The following is an 18596-nucleotide window of genomic DNA, read 5'->3' as shown; positions in this document are numbered from 1 at the left end:
CCCCGAAGCCGACGAGGCCTTGCTACATATCAAGGAGCAGCCTTGCCATTAAGTACCAATACGCGGCGGTGAAGGCGATGCGGAACGGCGCCATGCCGCCGGCAGTACTTGAACAGCCAACCCGGCCTCTACGCACGCGGCGATAAATGCCTCGCGAGCTACAGTGACAGAGGCCTGTCGCAAAAGAGCAGCGCGGCATTTTTCGCACGCACGCTTGTAGCGGTCGCCGTGCCGCAGCGGCCATTCTCTTTCCAAAAAGTCTGAGGTGTCGTGCAGGCTCTCGAAAGTGCGGGTCAGCCCGTTTGCGAAGCTCACTTGAAGCGGAACTGAAAAGCTTACATCGGCCATCATCGGAATTCTCCTTGCATACGCGACCTGGCGCGTTCGACGAAAAATAACTCGCACGGGAAACAAAAACGACGCTCGTGCGTAGCACCTTATATGACGCGCCTCATAACCCCGTACTCAGCACGGAGGTGCCCAATTTTAAATGACCTCGTCGGTCAAGTTTCGAACGAATACGACGAGTTCCTTCTCATCCGTCATTCCACTTCGAAATGCGTGCATGACGACTAGAGCTAAATCCTGGCCCTGCCCCCCATTGGGGTCAATCTCGCGACGTGCGCATTCTTCGATGTGAAGACGTCTCATCATCACGAGCGATTCTTCGCCGATGGAATCTCCGTAAAGGGACATGGCATTTCACTCCAATTCGGGTGAAAGCACTATAATCTCCCAAGCGCTAGTACCCGTGAAATGGCAGCGACAACGCACTATGCGCCACTAGCGTTGCCAAAGGAAGTTTATTCGTATTCGCCCGATTGATACCGCGTGCCGCGTAGCGTCGTGATGGCCTATGACACGTGTCTAACGACGTTACGACGTCCTTTAGGTGCGGTTGGCGAAGGTCGGGATGCGGGATTACGCCACCAAAGTCGCGTTTGGCCGAGGGCGGGGATGCAGCAACGGCCTGACAGTGGTTTTGAGCGCAACCGGTGCGGCATCGCTCAAAGCAGATCGTACCGCCTGGGCCAAGCTTAGCGAGACGAAGTGCGCGTTGATTTCGTCAAGGCATCGGGAGGAATGGCGCGCCCTCGCGGTCAGTCCATCGGATCAGCGCTTCGTCGTCGCAAACGGCCAGCGGCGCGGTCGGTTCGGTCGTTGGGTAGATCGCCCGACTGACGGCGCGCCGTCGGGGCGGAAAAGGGCGCGTTCCTGCAGGACGAACTTGGCTTTGGCGCAGCCATAGACCACCGCAGCCCCGATCGGAAGAATGAACTCGCCAAGGCCTGCCCTCAGGGCATCGACGTCAATTTTGAGAATGTCGGCGGTAAAGTCTGGGACGCGGTTTTCCGCTTCTCAATGCTTTTGCAGGAAAGCAACGTGGGATCACCCTTCACTGAGATACCGCGCGCAGATCGGGAGCGGGCAACTGCGACCCGGGTTTAAGCTTTTCCCGGCCCGCCCCGTTCAACTACCCGCGCAAAACTTCGGCGCGATGCGCTGCGTACAGTCTGGCCTGTTGCTCGGTGCGAAATCCGTGATGCTCGCAAACTCCGAGGGAAACAATCGTAAGCGCGAATTTCACCGCACCTTCTGAAGTTGGGTGAGCTTTGGCATTAGGTGTCCACCAAAAAGAGGTGGACACCAAGTTATGGATGAAGGTCAAAAACTCGCCGTGCGGCTGGTTGGTCGAAATGGAAGACGCCGCTTCGATCAAGGATCGAAAGATCGCCTCGTTGCGGCCTGCCTTGAACCCGGCGCATCGGTATCGAAACTTGCGCGAGAACACGGGGTCAACGCGAACCTCGTTTGGAAGTGGATCAGGAAACACACCCAGGCACATCCGTTATCGCCGTCTTCGGCATCTGCGTTTATTCCAGTCCAGATCACGGCTTCGAGCAACAAGATCGACATCGAGATGCCTGCCGCGGATCGCGAAGAGCGATTGTCGACGGCGGAGAGGGGCGGCCCGCTGACCTCTCCAGCGAAGGTGAGCGCGTCACTGCCCAATGGTGTGAGACTGACGCTGGAGTGCAATGATCTCAGCGGATTGACGGCGATAATCGGAGCGTTGGGTCATGTTCAGACTGGGCGCTGATCTCAAGGTCTACCTGCATCGCGAACCGATTGATTTCCGCGCGGGCATCAACAGCCTCGCGGTCCTGGTCCAGGAGACGATGGCGCTGGACCCGTTTGCTCCTTGCCTTCTGCAATCGTCGGCGTGACCGGGTAAAGTTTCTGTTCTTCGATCGCTCGGGCTTTGTGCTGATCCTGAAGCGGTTGACGGAAGACAAGTTCCGATGGCCGCGCCGAGAGGTGCCGGTGGTTACACTGACGACCGAGCAACTGCACTGGATTCTCGACGGGATCGATATTGATGCGATGGTGCGCCATCCCGTGCGGCAATATCAGATCGCCGGCTGAGGTAGCGTATTGATCGGTTGACGCGGCGACGCGGCTCAGATTCAAGACTGGGATGACCCAAACCGGCGAACCTGATGTTGCAGAGCTGATGGCGCAATTGGCGGCAAGTGCCGCCGAAATCGCTGCGCTCAAAGCGGAGAAGGAAGCGCTGTCACGGCGGGTCGTCAAGCTGGAAGAAGAACTGGCGCTCGCAAGGCTGCATCGCTTTGCACCCCGCAGCGAAAAGCACATCGATCGCATCTTCAACGAGGCCGAAGAGGCTGCAGGCGATCGTGACGACGGTCATGTCGTCGATCTGCCGGATACAGGCCTGCCGGTGTTCGATGGCGCGGCGGGAAAGAAGCGTGGACGCAGACCCTTGCCGGAAGACCTGCCGCGCGAGCGTGTCGAATATGACCTTCCCGACGATCAGAAAGCTTGCCCTTGCTGTGACAGTCAAATGCATCGCATGGGCGAGGCCGTTACCGAACAGCTCCATATCGAGGTCAAGGCAAAGGTCCTGCAGAATGTGCGGTTCAAATACGCCTGCCGCCATTGCGACCGCACCGGCATCAACACGCCTGTCGTGATCGCACCGATGCCGCCGCAACCATTGCCGGGCAGCATTGCCACCGCCTCGACGCTGGCCTTCGCACTCGTTCACAAATACGTCGACGGCACGCCGCTCTACCGCGTGGCGCAAACATTCGAACGGGCAGGCGTTCCGATCAGCCGGGGCGCTCTCGCGCACTGGGTGATCGGCTCGAGCGAGAGGCATTTGCATCGCATCTACGATGCGCTGAGATTGCGGCTTCAGTCGCAGCCTCTCATTCATGGCGATGAGACGACAGTTCAAGTGCTGAAGGAAAAGGACAAGGAAGCCACCAGCACGTCGTATATGTGGGCCTATCGCAGCGGCGAGAATAGTGAGGAGCCGATCGTGCTTCTCGACTACCAGCCCGGCCGCGGTCAGATTCACCCACAGACCTTCCTTGGCAAATACCGCGGCATACTCATGACTGATGGCTACATAGCCTGGCGCACATTGGACGGCGCGACACATATCGGATGCATGGCCCATTCCAGGCGGCGCTTTGTCGAGGCCCTCAAAACCAGGAAGAACGGAGGCGGGCCGCCGGAACAGGCACTCCGGTTCTTCGAGCAGCTCTACCGGATCGAAAAGCAGGCAAAAGATAAGACCCCGGATGCCGGCGAGACGAAAGCAGACTGCATTCGTCGCTTCCGGCACCAGCACAGCTTGCCTGTCCTAAACGCACTCAAGTCGTGGCTCGACAATATCGCGCCTAAGGTCGTGCCGGATACCAAGCTCGGCGATGCCGTGTCCTACACCCTAAACCAATGGGATTATCTGACGCGCTACATCAGCGACGGCAGGATGCCGATCGATAACAACATTCTGGAACGCGACATCAGAGTTTTTGCGACCGGAAGAAAATCGTGGCTGTTCAGCGACACCGCTGACGGAGCCAGGGCCAGCGCCGTGATCTACAGTCTGATGCTGACTTGCCGCGCCTGTGGCGTCGACCCACTCACCTGGCTGCGCCATGTGCTCACTGAGTTGCCGCAGCGGGACGAAGCGGCCAAAATCGACGACCTGCTGCCGTTCAATTACGCCACGACCACCGCGGCGCAATAGAGCTGGATATGCGCGGTGTGATTGCGGTTCAGCGCTGCAGCAGCCGTCAAGGTGCATCGAAAATTGCGCTTACAAACAATCGACGCGATCCAAATCCCTCCCTGGGTACAGATAGAAACTCCGACAGTGGGCTTGTCGCGCGGGGATGGTGTGTCCAGCATGCTTTTCGTCTCCAGTGGAGCGAGAGCGCACGCATCTCTCAAGCATCAGTGCTCTTGAACGGCTGATGGCGGGATAGAGATATCACAGAACATTGAGATAGCTCTGCCTTATTGCCTCGGGCGTAAAGATTGCAGGACGCGATCAAACGAAAGACCCCCTGGATAGCTCGGCGGGAGCCAACTAAAGGGCCTTTCGCTCACGGATCGCGATGGTGCTTTCCCGATACAGTGGGGACAAGTTCGGGGACCGCGACAATGGCGAGTAGAGCCAATGACGCGAGAACATTCAATTTAGCCTTTTGGCGATGGAGGTAACCCTTGCTGAGGCTGTCGGCTTGCGATGCCGGCTTGCCGCCCTCGGAGGTTCAGAGGGACTCGATCGGGTGTTCTTGAGGTTAGGCCCAGTATCCACGGGGGGTATCCATTCCAGCCCTTGGATCGGCGAAAAACCTCGGCTGCAACAATAGCCTTAATAGACGTATCTCGACCGTGAGACACAGTCCTTCTTCACCTGCCGTACAAATCGAACCTCAATAGAAGTATCAGGACTGAGAAGAAACGCTCGGTGATGGTTTTTTATACAATTCCGTGCGACAAAACGAGAGGCGCGAAATCCTGCGGACGCGCGGGCCGATTTTGCTGCGGGATTTGACGGCCGCCGGCTCGGTTTCCGGGTGCCTGGGCCGCTCAAAATGCTGGGAACAACAATGGTCACCCATGTCCAGCCCTCACAACCTCATCCATCGCCAATTCCTGTTCAATAAGGTCTCGGGCGGCAGCTTCATTCCGCATCTCGTGCATGCCTCGATCGGCGTGCTGGCCGCTATCACCGTTGCGACGGCGACGAGACTTGCCGGGAGTCCCGCTGCCATCCTCGCCCGCCCTCCGGCTGATGGCCGCTACATCATCGAGCACCCCACCGGTAACATGGAGGTGTTCCTCGATCTCGATGATGAGGGAGACATCAAGGGGCCGGAACTGTGCGGACGGCGCGGAAGCTCTTTGACGGCGTTGTCTTCCCCCGATGATGGATATGAATCGCTAAACGATATTATTAGCGGACCGGCAGGAGCATTCCCGCCGTACGGTCATTCCGTCGCGCCTTCGTCCTGGTCTTTCGCGCAACCTTGAACAATTGCGGGGGCGGAGAAAGGCAATCGCGTAAAGGCGACGCGTAGTTGGCAGACCTTTTAATGGAAACGGAAATCTCAGGGGCGTGTGGCGCTTCGACGATCGAATTTGGAACTTGGTATCCGAGCCGCCCATCGCTGAGGAAATAATCTACTGTCAATTCCGCAGTTTCGAGCACGCCAACCTAAATGTTTTCTATAGCGATTATAGACATTGAAATTTAATTTCGCAACTTATATGGTTTTGGCAGAAATGCGGAAATCAAATGGGCTGATGACATGAAACGTAGAATTTTCTTCCACTTACTTGCGTCAATCGGCTTCTTCGCGACGACAGTGCATATGGCCATCGCCGCCGAGGCGGTCGACCCGAACACCAAGCTGATCGTCGCCGACCAGAGCGAATTTGTTCGCAATCTGCTGGAGGCAAGTGGTGAACGCGAGAAGCTGACCTTCCAAATTGAGTTTCCAAATTTCGCTGGCGGACCAGCGATCTATGAAGCGATCAGAGCAGGGGCTCTCGATATTGCTTATGTCGGCGACACGCCGCCGATCCAAGCACGCGCGGCTGGTACACTGCTTCCGATCGTCGGCACGTTTACGCGCGACGTCGCGCAATATCGTCTCACCACGCGCCCCGGATTGACCATCAACAAGCTTTCCGAGCTCAAGGGCAAGAAGGTGAGCTACATTGAGGGATCAGGGCGGCAGGTTTTCCTGATCGAGGCATTGAACCGTGCTGGACTGACGTTGAATGACGTCGAGCTTGTCAAGCTGCGCGTCGCCGATCTACCCGATGCTATCCGGGCAAGTGCGGTAGATGTCGCGGTGCTTCAAGAACCGCATGTGACCCGACTGGTCAAGCAGGTCGGCGCGTCCCCCGTCCTCGATCCGGAGGAGCGGAAGCTTTTGCCGAGCACCTCATACTTCTACGCACGGCCAGAGGTGCTCGCTGATCCACAGAAGGCTGAAGCGATCAAGGCCTTCCTTGGAGCATTTGTTCGCGCCGGGAAATGGAGCAACGATAACGAGGCCGCCTGGTCGAAGTTTTACTACACCGACTTCCAGCGCGTGTCGCCCGAGGACACGGCAGCTATTCTCGAGGGACAGTCGCCTCTGGTGTTCCAGACCTCTATCGAGGCGATCCCGCATCATCAAAAGCTCATCGATATTCTCTACAAGGCTGGCTCGATCAAGGAGCAGTTCGACGCGAAACAATCATTCGTGAGTGATTTCGATCAGGTCGTTCTGGACGCCAGGTAACCTCCAGACCTACTTCAGGAGCTGATATGACGGACGCGACAAATCAGGACTTCATAAGGTCGTCTGCCAAACATTGGGACAGGGCTGTCAGGACGCCGGAACCCGTGCGGGCCAGCAAGGAAACCCGTCTTACACCGAAGCGGCTTCCGGCAGGCGTCAGATTGCTTGGACCCGTGTTGGTACTTCTTGCTTGGGAGGCTGCGTCGCGCCTCGGGTACCTGTCGCCCGCAACGCTGGCGGCACCGTCGACTGCGTTGAAAACCGGATACGAGATGTTTGCGGATGGCAGCCTCTTGCCTCATCTGCTCGCATCAGCAGGGCGCGCCTATGCAGGACTTTTCCTTGGGATAGTCGTCGGCGTCGTGCTCGCGTTACTCGCAGGTTTGACTAGAAGCGGCGAGGCGCTCATCGACGGTCTAGTTCAAGTCAAAAGGGCTGTCCCCACGCTCGCTCTCATCCCGCTGGTGATCATCTGGCTCGGGATCGGCGAAGCGATGAAGATCTTTCTGATTTTCACGGCGGTCCTGGTCCCTGTATACATCAACACGCATGCTGCGCTCCGAAGCATCGACATCGGTCACGTCGAACTGGCTAGAACGCTTGGGCTGACCCGCAGCGAATTCGTGCGCCACGTTGCGTTGCCAGGAGCACTGCCCGGGTTCTTCGTCGCGCTGAGGCTTGCTGTGGCCTTGTGCTGGACCGCACTCGTCGTCCTTGAGCTTATCAATACCCAGACAGGGATTGGCTACCTGATGAACCGGGCACGGGACTGGGGTCAGACTGAGATTATCGTGGTGGGTATCATCATCTACGCCGTGCTCGGTCTTGTGTCGGATGCCATCGTCAGGGCAATCGAGACACGGGCGCTTTCATATCGGAGGGCGCTCGGATCATGAACGTTTATCGCCCCTATTCGCCTTCGGTCGTTTTGCGGGACTTGTCCCGCAGCTTTAAGGGAACGATGGTCCTCGACCGGATTTCGCTCGAAATACCGCACGGCCAGTTTGTCGCACTGCTTGGCGAGTCGGGGTCCGGTAAAACAACGCTGTTGCGCGCGCTCGCTGGACTGGACGACGACGCCGAGACACAAGGCAGCTTCACGAAGCCGGACAGCACATCGGTTCTGTTTCAGGATTCGCGGCTTCTGCCCTGGAAGAATGTGATCGACAATGTAACTCTTGGTCTGCGTCGGCCAGATGCGAGATCGGCGGCAGTGAATATGTTGGGCCTGGTCGGTCTCGCCGAGAAGGTGGACGTCTGGCCATCAACATTGTCCGGTGGACAAAAGCAGCGTGCATCTCTGGCACGATCTCTTCTTCGTGAACCAGAGCTGTTGCTCGCCGACGAGCCTTTCGGGGCACTGGATGCCCTAACGCGGCTGCGCATGCAGAACCTTCTGTTGAAACTCGTTGAGCGCCGCCGGCCCACAATCATTTTGGTTACGCACGATGTCGATGAGGCACTTTTGCTTTCGGACCGCATCCTGGTGCTGAAAGACGGTGGGATCGCCGAGGATCATCTTGTCTCTCTGCCGCACCCGCGGCGCAGTCACCAAAGTGAAATCTCAGCCCTCCGCGCTAAGCTGTTAAAAAGTCTTGGCATCGAGGCGGATGCTGTTTGAAAGGAACCGTCATGTCGCGACAGTTGCACCTCAATCTGTTCTTGATGTCACGCGGCCACCATGAAGGCGCATGGCGACATCCGGCATCCAACCACAAGCCGCTCACCGACATCGACTTATACGTCGAGGCGGCTCAGATCGCGGAAGCCGCGAAATTCGATGCCGTCTTTCTCGCAGACACGCTTGTTGCTCCCAACAGCAGCGGATTGGCGGCATCCGGCTCGCTCGAGCCGATCGTCCTTCTGTCGCTTCTGTCTGCGAAAACTCAAAAAATCGGACTGATCGGAACGGCGTCCACGACATACAGTCTGCCGTACACCCTGGCACGGCAGTTCGCGACGCTCGATCACCTGTCAGGCGGTAGGGCGGGCTGGAACATCGTCACATCGTGGGCGGCTGAAGCCGGTGCAAACTACGGCTTGCAGCAGAACATCGAACATGGAGACCGCTACAAGCTCGCCGAAGAATTCGTCGAGGCCGTCGATGCGCTTTGGCGAAGCTTTCCGGCTGACGCCGTTCTGGATGACCGCGAGGGCGGCCAATATCTGGACACCGACCGGGTTCGCCCCGTGAATTTCGAGGGTCAGCACTACCGCACCAAGGGTCCACTGAATGTGCCTGGCAGTCCCCAAGGACGGCCTGTTTATATCCAGGCAGGCCAGTCCGATGCCGGACGATCCTTTGCTGCACGGCGGGCCGAGGCGATCTTCACCGCGCATATGACAAAGGAGTCCGCGCAGACGTTCTATTCCGACATCAAGAACCGCAGCGTGGCTTATGGGCGTCGACCGGAGGACATCGTGGTTCTGCCAGGTATCAGCGCAGCAATCGGATCGACAAAACGTGAAGCCGAGCTGGTCTGGGAAGAGCTCGACGCCCTCACGAGCACCGATGTCGGGCTGGCGCGTTTGTCTGCCAGATTTGGGGGGCACGACTTCACAGGACTTCCGCTTGATCGTCCACTAACGCGGGATGATTTTCCTGATCCTAACCAGGTCGAGGCGTCGAAAAGCAGAGTGATCGGCTACGTGGACATGACACTGCGAGAGGGATTATCGCTCAGACAGCTTTTGCGGAAGCTCGCAGGCGCGCGAGGGCATTTTGCGGTCGCGGGCACCCCGGAGGAAATTGCCGATATCGTGGAAGACTGGTTCGCGTCGGGTGCTGCGGACGGTTTCAACATCATGCCGCCGATCATCAACAGCCAACTGGAGCTATTCGCCCAGGAGGTGGTACCTATCCTTCAGAAGCGAGGGCTATTCCGGAACGAATATCAAGGCACCACACTACGGGATCATTTCGGACTGTCTCCCGTCGCGGACGCCAAAACATTCGCTCAGTCCGCTTGAGGATTTCGGCGATTTAAATTCCGGCGAATGTATCCGCCGCCTTGTTCGGATGACCAAGACATTCAAAGGTAAACTCTCCAACGGGTTCATAGCTGCGAATTTCGGCAAGTAACCCTTCAAGGAGCGCGCGGGAGCTATCCCCTTATTGGGGAGGAGTGGTTTAGCAAACAAAAAAACGGCCTGCCGAATGAGAAGGACAGGCCGTCTAATAACAACCGCAGCCTGGGAGGTAGACCGCCGATCGACGCAGCAATTGCAAATGGCGTGGCTGCGTTGTGAAGAAAGTTGCGCCGACTTAGTTAACTAAAAGTTAATATTCGACGGCAGGTTTTGGCCTCGCTAAGTGGCTTGCCTGGACTAGTTAGACGAAGCCAAACCTGTCCAGTGATTGATCTTGGAGGCGCCCATCCTCAAACACAGCCTCCGCGGGTTCCATAATTGGTCGTTATGCCGCACCGACACGACACGACGACGAATTCGCGGATCTGTGGTTCGGTTGTCTTCAATACCCCGATTGTTTGATGAGCTTCGGTAAGTCTTCGCGTTGACCCCACTCATGCCAGGAGCCGTCGTAAAGACGCCAATCCGGATTACCTAATTGCTCGATCATGAAGCCCAGGATGCAGGCTGTAACGCCAGAGCCGCAGGTGGTGATGACATCGCCGGAAATGTCGGCGTTCGCTTCCTCGAAGATGGTGCGGGCTTTTTCGGGCGTTACGAATTCGAAGTTCCTGTCGGGATCGAAGAAACGGGCCCAGGGCGTGTTGGTCGCGCTCGGCATGTAGCCGGAAGCGACACCGGGATAGCCGGAGCCTTCTAGCCCGTTGAAACGCGCTGCTGTTCGTGCATCCACAATTGTCGTACCGCCCGTGTCGACGGCAGCGTGTACCTCATCAACGGTCGCGACTTTGCCGACAGCCAGGCGGGCGCTGAAAGAACGCGCTTCGATCGGCCGGCTTTCGCCGGTTTCGACCGGTCGGCCTTCCGCCTTCCATTTCCGCCAGCCACCATTCAGAATGCGGACGCGGTCGTGGCCGAAAGTACGGAACATCCACCAAAGGCGGCAAGAAACGTAGCCTGCATCGTAGACGATGACCTCCGTCTCATTGCCGATCCCAAGCAGACCCACCTGAGCCGCGAAGAGATCTGCAGCGGGTAACATGTTTACATAGGGAGAGTTCGGATCCGATATGTCGCCAAGGTCGATGAAGCGTGCGCCGGGAATGTGACCCGCAAAGAAGTCATCCCTGGCGTGTTTGCCGGCTTCGGGCAGATACCAGGAGCAATCCAGGACGACGACATTGCCGGGCCTGTTTTCCAGGAGAGTGGAGAGTTCTTCGGTTTGAATGAGCCAGTTGGTCATAGCGGTCTTTCTCTGCAAGTCTTGTGCGTGGGGAGGGGAGCCGGTCAGGCATAGACGGCCGGTCAGTCTTGCTTCTCAACCCAAGAGTCTCCGGAAAGCACACCGCCGTCTACCACGACGCTTCGGCCGGTAATGTAGCACGAAGCCGGTGCCACGAGGCTGAGCGACGTTGTGATCAAGTCTTCCGGTACGGCGAGGCGTCCGGCGGGAATGTAGTCGGCAAACCAACGGCTGCGGTATTCATCATCCCAGAGCGGGCGCGTGAATTCGGTCTGGACAAAACCTGGCTCGATGGCGTTGACCTGAATATTGTCGCCGGCCCATTCGTGCGCCATCGATCGGGTCAAGGATGTGACCGCAGCTTTTGTGGCCGCATAGACCGAGATGGTGTCGAAGGAGATGTTTGCCGACAACGAGCTGAAATGTAGGATTTTGCCACCGCCCTGCGCCTTCATGACGGGCTGCACGGCCCGTGACAGAAAGTAGACGCTTCGGAAGTTGACCGATGTAATGATGTCAAAATCGTCCTGGGTTACGTCTACGATCGGTTTGCGGCGGTTGATGCCCTGCAGATTGACGAGAATATCGATCCGCCCCGTCACCTGCAGTGCCTTCTCGACAAGATTGTTGCAGGCAACCGCAGAGTCGAGATCGACCTGAATACCATCGAAAAGCAGGTTTTCGGCCTCGAAACGGGCTTGCAAGCCCGCAAGGCGCTCGTTTGACAGGTCATGAACAATCACGCGCGCGCCCGCCTTGGCGAAGGCTTCGGAAATCGCCGAGCCAATGGCACCAGCTCCGCCCGCTATCAGCGCCGTTTTGCCTGCAAGCGAAAAGAGAGAAGAGAGATATTGGGACATGCGTTCCTTTCAAAGACCTCGTCGGCTGCCGGCGATATGAGCCGCCCGGTTGTAAGTTTCTGATATAATTGGAAAAGGCGAAGCGCGGCCCAAAAATACACTATGCCTATAAAGAGAGTAGATTAATTTTACTAATCGCACGCGAATAATCATATTTAAATTCCTGCTTTGTCACTGAATTTGGTGATTTCGGCTTTGGAATGGGCGGACTGTCTCGCTAGCCTCTCGGCATCAAAACAAGGAAGCCCAACACATGTTTCGCAAGTCAATCCTGACCGTCGCCTCTGGCCTCGCGTTATTCGCCGCCAGCGTTTCGTCGCTTCATGCAGAGCCCAAAGGCAAGGATGCCGAAGTGACGGTATTCGTTTCGCCGCTGACCTTCGCCTTCACGCATTTCGTCTTCCTGACCGACCAGCTGGAAGATGAAGCGAAGAAGATTGGTGGGGTCACCATCGTGAAGGCGGACGCTCAGTTGTCTGCGCCTAAGCAGATCGCTGATCTTGAGGCAGCCATCGTGCAGGGTGTCGACGGCATCATTCTGGCGCCGGTGGAAGCCGATGCGCTTGCGCCCGTCGTCAAGGAAGCAATCGCAGCAGGCATTACGGTTGTCACCGTGGATCGCCCCGTCAATGGTGTTCCGGAAGTCCTCGCCAACGTCGCCGCCGACAACTTCAAGGGCGCCGAATCCCAGGGCGAGGCGGTCGTGAAGGATTTCCCTAAGGGTGCCAAGGTCGTCAACCTGCAGGGCATTCCGGGCGACAAGACTGCCAATGACCGTAGTGGCGGTGTTCACAAGGTGCTTGATGCAGCCGGTGGCAAGTACACGTTCGTCTCCGAGCAGACAGCAAACTTCTCTCGGGACAAGGGACTGGCTGTCACGGAGAACATCCTGACCGGCCTCTCCGAGGTTCCGGATGTCATCGTCGCTGGCAATGACGACATGGCGCTGGGTGCGGCACAGGCCGTTGAAGCCCGTGGTTTGAAGGGCAAGATCAAGATTTACGGTTATGACGGTTCGGAAGATGCCCTGAAGAGCGTAAAGGACGGTAGCCTCGCGGGCACTGTAGATCAGTTCCCGGGACAGCAGGGCCGCGTTGCCATCCGCACGATCGTCGACTTTATTCGCGAAGGCAAGAAGCCGGACACCAACAACGTTCTGGTTGCCCCTGTCGCCATTACACCTGCAAATCTTGAGCAGGCTGAGCGCGTAGGGCTCATCAACTGATGACGATACACCCACGTCCGGATTCCGTGGACGTCGAGACGTCGGGGCGCGCTGAGCGCCCCGTACCTTTTGTGGTCGCGGTCAATCTCGTCAAACGCTTTTTCGGGGTAACGGTCCTCGACGGTATCTCGTTGTCTCTAAGGGCAGGCGAGGTGCGCGCTTTACTTGGCGAAAACGGCGCTGGAAAATCCACCGTCATCAACCTTTTGTCAGGCGTCTTTCCTGCAGATTCCGGGACGATAGAGGTCAATGGCGCCGCTGCCGTTTTTGATGAGCCACGTGCTGCCGACAAGGCCGGCATCAGTGTCATCCGCCAGGAGCTTTCACTCTTTCCCGATTTATCCGTTGCCGAGGCAATCTTTGCCGGCCACCTGCCGGTTACACGTTTTGGAACGGTTGACTGGACGCGTGTCCGGCAGGCATCGCGTGATGCGCTCTCCCAACTCGGCATATCCTCACTCGATGTGCGCCAGCCTGTTGCCAGCCTTTCGATCGCGCAGCAGCAGATGGTCGAAATTGCCCGCGCGCTGACCAGAAAGTCGCAACTGGTCATCATGGATGAGCCGACGGCTTCGCTTTCTCCGGAAGAGGTCGGCCATCTTGGCGAGATCATCGGGCACTTGTCGCGCGAAGGTGTCGCAATACTCTATGTGAGCCATCGGCTCGATGAAATCAGAGCTTTCTGCAAGAGTTATACCGTTCTGCGGGACGGACGAATGGTTGAAGAGGGCGATGTCGCCGCTGTCAGCAATGCGCAGTTGATCCGTGCGATGGCTGGTCGCGACATCCAGATCGGTGGCAGGCGGCAGTCGGCTGCGCTGGGTGAGGTCGTTCTTGAGGTACGCAATCTGGCGGCGCAGGCATTGGGACGCGCCCCGGCTCGCGTAACGGATGTCAGTTTCGACCTGCGTGCGTGCGAGATTGTCGGCCTTGCCGGCATTGTTGGTGCGGGACGGTCTGAGACAGCCCGGATGATTTTCGGCATTGATCCGATTGGGGCGGGCCAAATCCATCTGGGCGGGCAACGGTTCTCGCCGTCTTCCACGACAGAGGCTATTCGCGCCGGTATCGGCCTTGTGCCGGAAGATCGAAAGGGGCAGGCGATCCTGCCGCAGCGTGCCGTGGTCGAGAATTTCGCCCTCGCGGGTGCCAGTCCTCCCCGGTATCGCTGGCTCAACGACCGGGCAGCAGAAAGGGATCTCTTCCGCGGTTACGTTGAGCGGCTTGGCATCCGCGCAAGCTCGCTCACTGCTCCTATCGCAACGCTTTCCGGCGGAAACCAGCAAAAGGTCATCCTGTCCCGGTGGATTGCGCGCCAGCCAAAGGTGCTGATCGTCGACGAGCCGACGCGCGGCATCGATGTCGGTGCAAAAGAGGACGTTCATGCGCTCCTGCGCGATATCGCCGGGCAAGGTGTTGCCGTCCTTGTCATCTCCTCTGATCTGCCGGAGCTGATGGCGCTTGCGGACCGGATCGTCGTTCTGCGCGAAGGCCGCTCCGTCTTCGAGACCGCCGGCGCATCGGCCTCGGCGGAAGAGCTGATGACAAAGATGACCCGGCACGGCTGAGTAACCTCCAAGGAAATTTCAATGTCTAGCATCTCCCTTGCCATGACGCACCGCGCGCAGACGTTTGCCATTCTCGGCAGGATCGCACCGCTCATCTTCCTTTTGGGGCTGGTGTTACTCTTTGCCGCTCTTCAGCCGCGCTTTCTCATGCCCCTCAATCTGTTCAACATCCTGAGGCAAGTGTCGATCTACGGCATTATTGCCGTGGGCATGACCTTCGTCATCCTGGCGCGCGGGATAGACCTGTCGGTCGGTTCGATCGTAGCAATGGCCGGGCTCGTGGCGGCCGTTGTCGCTAAGGGTGGCGTTGAGGGGCGGTTCCTGCCCAGTGCTGATGGCTCTGGCTTCGCATGGCCTTGTGCTGCCATCGCGGCGATCGCGGCGGGAACGCTTGCCGGATATCTGCAAGGGCTTGCGGTCGCGCGCCTCTCCGTCCCGGCCTTCGTCGTCACCCTGGGTGGGATGACGGTGTTTCGCGGGGTTGCACTCACCATCGGCAATGGCGGGCCGATTTCCGGTTTTGACGAGGCATTCGGCTGGTGGGGGCGCGGCATGATTGGACCGGTCCCGGTTCCCGTCATCATCTTTCTCGTCGTGGCGCTGCTCGCGCATTTCGTGCTGACGCAGACCCGCTTTGGTCGCGCGGTCTATGCGGTGGGATCAAACCCGGATGCGGCGCGGCTTTCCGGCATCAATACGGCGCGTGTGACGACTGCCGTCTACGCCGTTATCGGCTTCTGCTCGGGCCTTGGCGGCTTCGTGCTCGCGTCCCGGCTGAATTCGGCAGAGGCGGTAGCGGGTTCGGGTTACGAACTGACGGCGATCGCCGCTGTCGTGATCGGCGGAACGAGCCTGCAGGGTGGCACCGGTTCCATCTTCGGCACTGTCATCGGCGCCTTGCTGACCGGCGTCCTTCTCAACGGTCTGGTCATCCTCAACGTCTCCCCCTACGTGCAGCAAATCTTGGTCGGTCTGATTATCGTCGCTGCCGTCGCTTTCGACAGTTTCGTGAAAAGGCAATCCCGATGAAGCCCTCCATCATCCTGACTGGCACGGCCAGAGAGGAACCGGCAAAGCGGGTTCTCAAGGCCGGTGCGCTCGAAGCGACATTCGATGCGGGAGCGTTGCGGTGGATACGCTGGAACGGCGTGGAAATTCTCCGCGGTATCAGTTTCCTCGTGCGCACGCCCGGCTGGGGCACGCCGCTGCCGGTTATCTCGGATTTGCACTTCGACGAGCAGGACGCTGGTCTTCATGTGCGCTACGACGCTTATTTTGGTGAGGCCGGAGAAGGCGTTCTGGCGAAGATCAGCTTCACGGCGCGCGCCGAAGGCCATCTCGAGGCAGCTGCTGACATCCGCGCGGATGCAGCGTTCAGTACCAACAGGACTGGTTTTGTCATCCTGCATCCTCTGCTCGGTTTTGCCGGCACGCAGATTGAGGTCGAGCATGCATCCGGCCTTGTAAGAAAGCTAAACATCCCGCTGGAGATCAGCCCCGGCCAGCCGGTCCTGGATATCCAGGCGATTGCGCATTGGCCACATGCGGGGCTGCGCGTTTCTGCGCGCTTTGCAGGAGACATCTTTGAGATGGAGGATCACCGCAACTGGTCTGACGCCTCGTTCAAGACCTACAGCCGCCCCATCGGATTGCCCTATCCGTATCTGCTTAATCCCGCAGTCCCGGCGCGGCAGTCGGTCACCGTCGCAATCGCAGACGCTGGCATGAACGCTGCTGTGGCCACCCCCGTTTCCGTGCCGGCTTTCGAAGGCCAGCTGCTGCCGGATTATGCGCTTCCACTCGATTATTTGGACGACGCGCGGGATGCGCTTCGATTTGCCGATGCACTGGTTGAGCTGAGGCCGGCCCGCCTTCTGCTTCGCTACGACGCGGCGCGCGGTGATACGGTCGCGGCGGCTGCCGACCTCAAAGAACTGCTGCGACGGACAGGTGCTTCACTCGACGTGCAGGTCATTCTCAGCGGCGACGATCCTGCTGCGGCCGGCTCAGAGCTGGAGAGGCTTGCGCAGACCTTCAAGGACGCAGGTATTGCCGTCTCGGACATTGCGGCCTTTGCCAAGATCGACGAACAGTCCTTCCAGCCAGGAGAGCCACGCCCACCGCACCTGACTGAAGAACAGCTTGCAACCGCGCTTGATGCTACGTTTCCGGAAAGCAGACGCGGCGGTGGCACGCCAGCCTTCTTCACAGAGTTCAACCGCAAGCGCCCGAACCCGGAACGAGCCCAATACCTCACCTTCGCGACGACCCCAGTCGTGCATGCAGCCGATGATGCATCGGTTGTCGAGACATTGCAGTCGCTGCCGCATATCCTTCATTCCGCCGGGCGGCTTGCGAATGGCCTGCCACTGGCCGTCGGGCCAGTCGGCATCGGTGCGCGACTCAGCCCTTACGGTCCCGCGCCAGTCGATAACCGGCCGGACGAGCGTGCTGGCATGGCAGCGCAGGATCCGCGCCAGCGTGGCCTTTTCGCAGCGGCCTGGCATGTGGGCTATCTCGCGCAGATTGCCCCTTGGGGCATCGATCGCTTCGCTTTCGGCGCGCCAACAGGTCCGTTTGGGCTAGTGTCATCGCGTCAGTCCTTTGCGCGCGAGGACTGGGACCACAGGCCAGATGGCGCGATCTATCCGCTCTATCACGTCGCGCGCTGGATCTCCGAGGCCGCAGGAGGGAAGGTGGTGTCAGCCGGCATCGACGGCCATCTGGCGCACGTAACGTGGGAAAAAGATGGCTACAGGAAAGCTCTCTTCGCCAATCTTTCGGCTGAGCCCGTTGCCATCGCTCTCTCCGGCAAAACCAAAGTCACGGGCTACTTGATGGACGAGGAAAGTTTCGAAGTCGCAGCGCTTGACCGCGGCGCATTCCACACACCACAGCCTTTTGCCGACGCTGTTCACATGGGGGCTTACGGCGTTCTTCATCTCGATTATGGAAAGACCCAATGACTAAACCCCTCAAGGGATTGCTCATCGGCTGCGGCTTCTTCGCTCGTAACCAGCTTCACGCGTGGTCGGAAACGGCCGGAGCCGAAATCGTTGCGGTCTGTGATCGCGATGCAGAGCGGGCACGCAGCTATGCCGCTGAATTTTCCATTCCCGCCTGGCACGATACCGCGGAAATCCTGTCGTCCGGCGCCTTCGACTTTGTCGATATCTGCACCACGATGGAGACGCACGAGGAACTGGTTGCACTGGCGGTAAGGCATCGCGTGCCGGTCATCGTTCAGAAGCCGTTTGCGCCTGATATCGATACGTGCCGTCGCATCGTCGCCAATGCAGCGGAAGCGAAAGTGCCGGTGATGGTGCACGAGAACTTCCGGTTTCAGAAGATCTTTCAGCGCATCCGTGGAATTCTGGACAGCGGGGAAATTGGCGACGTGACCTTCGGCCGCCTTTCCTGGCGCAACGCTATTGATGTCTATTCGAACCAACCCTATCTCCTGCAAACCAAGCGCTTCATAATCATGGATGTAGGCATCCACATGCTGGATCTTGCACGCTTCCTGTTCGGTGATGCCGGCGACGTTTCGTGCTTTGCCCAGTCGGTCAAGGAAGGGCTGGCCGGCGAGGACGCGGCAACAATCCTTCTGCGCCACCACAATCACGCGACCTCGATCGTCGATGTCAGCTACGCCTCTCACCGATTTCCAAACCCTTTTCCCCAGACGCTCGGTGAAATCGAGGGGCGGTTTGGCACGATCCAGATCCTGGAAGGCGAGGTCCTGCAGGTCCATTCGGACGGTCAGCAGAGACGCGAGATAATCCAAAACGATAGTCGCAGCTGGACATCTTCGCCATGGACACAGATCCAGGATAGCGTGCCGCGTACTCAGCAGCACTTCATAGACACGCTTCGCCACGGGGGTGATTTCGAGACCTCCGCCGAAGACAGCCTCAAAACCTATGCCCTGGCGGAAGCGGCCTATCGGTCCGCAGAAACGGGCCGCGTCGTCGACGCCAGAACTCTCTAGGA

The 18596-nt window shown here is 58.5% G+C and carries 15 protein-coding genes and 2 pseudogenes; 14 read left to right on the top strand and 3 right to left on the bottom strand.

Going from position 1 to position 18596, the window contains the following annotated elements:
- Positions 1-48 precede the first annotated feature (48 nt).
- Entirely contained in the window at positions 49-351 is a 303-nt protein-coding gene (locus QO002_RS27145; RefSeq protein WP_307235829.1) for a DUF982 domain-containing protein, read from the bottom strand.
- 837 nt (positions 352-1188) lie between these two features.
- Between QO002_RS27145 and QO002_RS27140 the strand changes: the two are divergent.
- From QO002_RS27140 to QO002_RS27095, 9 genes and pseudogenes are all read left to right on the top strand, one after another.
- A pseudogene (locus tag QO002_RS27140) lies at positions 1189-1373 on the top strand (NADP-dependent oxidoreductase); the annotation flags it as partial.
- Between the two features lie 281 nt (positions 1374-1654).
- Positions 1655-2101 (top strand): IS66-like element accessory protein TnpA, encoded by a 447-nt coding sequence (tnpA, locus tag QO002_RS27135; protein WP_307235827.1) that lies wholly within the window; start codon positions 1655-1657, stop codon positions 2099-2101.
- A pseudogene (gene tnpB, locus QO002_RS27125) lies at positions 2082-2427 on the top strand (IS66 family insertion sequence element accessory protein TnpB). The gene tnpA and the pseudogene tnpB overlap by 20 nt, the downstream one beginning before the upstream one ends.
- Positions 2428-2479: 52 nt before the next feature.
- Complete coding sequence (gene tnpC / locus QO002_RS27120; RefSeq protein ID WP_307235821.1) at positions 2480-4063, top strand: IS66 family transposase; 1584 nt, start codon at positions 2480-2482, stop codon at positions 4061-4063.
- An 878-nt stretch (positions 4064-4941) separates the two neighbouring features.
- Entirely contained in the window at positions 4942-5355 is a 414-nt protein-coding gene (locus QO002_RS27115) for a hypothetical protein (protein ID WP_307235819.1), read from the top strand.
- A gap of 278 nt (positions 5356-5633) precedes the next feature.
- Positions 5634-6617, top strand: coding sequence for an ABC transporter substrate-binding protein (locus QO002_RS27110; protein ID WP_307235817.1), 984 nt, complete (start codon positions 5634-5636; stop codon positions 6615-6617).
- 26 nt (positions 6618-6643) lie between these two features.
- Positions 6644-7513 carry an ABC transporter permease gene (locus QO002_RS27105; RefSeq protein WP_307235815.1) on the top strand — a complete coding sequence of 290 codons (870 nt, stop codon included), beginning with the start codon at positions 6644-6646 and terminating at the stop codon, positions 7511-7513.
- The gene (locus QO002_RS27100; RefSeq protein WP_307235813.1) at positions 7510-8238 is read left to right on the top strand and encodes an ABC transporter ATP-binding protein; all 729 of its coding nucleotides are present in this window, start codon (positions 7510-7512) and stop codon (positions 8236-8238) included. Before QO002_RS27105 ends, QO002_RS27100 begins: the two co-directional genes overlap by 4 nt.
- An 11-nt stretch (positions 8239-8249) precedes the next feature.
- On the top strand, positions 8250-9587 hold the full coding sequence (locus tag QO002_RS27095) for an LLM class flavin-dependent oxidoreductase (RefSeq protein ID WP_307235811.1): 1338 nt from the start codon (positions 8250-8252) through the stop codon (positions 9585-9587).
- Between the two features lie 502 nt (positions 9588-10089).
- Here QO002_RS27095 and QO002_RS27090 read toward each other — a convergent pair.
- Together QO002_RS27090 and QO002_RS27085 are read right to left on the bottom strand one after the other, a co-directional pair.
- Positions 10090-10950 carry a sulfurtransferase gene (locus QO002_RS27090; RefSeq protein WP_307235809.1) on the bottom strand — a complete coding sequence of 287 codons (861 nt, stop codon included), beginning with the start codon at positions 10948-10950 and terminating at the stop codon, positions 10090-10092.
- Between the two features lie 62 nt (positions 10951-11012).
- A complete protein-coding gene (locus QO002_RS27085) occupies positions 11013-11810 on the bottom strand; it encodes an SDR family NAD(P)-dependent oxidoreductase (RefSeq protein WP_307235807.1) in 798 nt (265 codons plus the stop codon).
- A 253-nt stretch (positions 11811-12063) separates the two neighbouring features.
- Between QO002_RS27085 and QO002_RS27080 the strand changes: the two genes are divergently transcribed.
- From QO002_RS27080 to QO002_RS27060, 5 genes are read left to right on the top strand one after another with little or no spacing between them, the layout of a single operon-like run.
- Complete coding sequence (locus QO002_RS27080; protein WP_307235805.1) at positions 12064-13035, top strand: substrate-binding domain-containing protein; 972 nt, start codon at positions 12064-12066, stop codon at positions 13033-13035.
- On the top strand, positions 13035-14603 hold the full coding sequence (locus tag QO002_RS27075; RefSeq protein WP_307235803.1) for a sugar ABC transporter ATP-binding protein: 1569 nt from the start codon (positions 13035-13037) through the stop codon (positions 14601-14603). Before QO002_RS27080 ends, QO002_RS27075 begins: the two co-directional genes overlap by 1 nt.
- Positions 14604-14624: 21 nt before the next feature.
- Positions 14625-15632, top strand: a complete 1008-nt coding sequence (locus tag QO002_RS27070; protein WP_307235800.1) for an ABC transporter permease — start codon at positions 14625-14627, stop codon at positions 15630-15632.
- The gene (locus QO002_RS27065; protein WP_307235799.1) at positions 15629-17569 is read left to right on the top strand and encodes a D-apionate lactonase family protein; all 1941 of its coding nucleotides are present in this window, start codon (positions 15629-15631) and stop codon (positions 17567-17569) included. Before QO002_RS27070 ends, QO002_RS27065 begins: the two co-directional genes overlap by 4 nt.
- Entirely contained in the window at positions 17566-18594 is a 1029-nt protein-coding gene (locus QO002_RS27060) for a Gfo/Idh/MocA family protein (RefSeq protein ID WP_307235795.1), read from the top strand. Before QO002_RS27065 ends, QO002_RS27060 begins: the two co-directional genes overlap by 4 nt.
- Positions 18595-18596: the final 2 nt, after the last annotated feature.

Source organism: Pararhizobium capsulatum DSM 1112 (genome assembly GCF_030814475.1).
Taxonomy (GTDB): Bacteria; Pseudomonadota; Alphaproteobacteria; order Rhizobiales; family Rhizobiaceae; genus Pararhizobium; species Pararhizobium capsulatum.
Note: the sequence above shows the minus strand (reverse complement) of the source record. Positions and strands in the feature narration are given on the sequence as shown.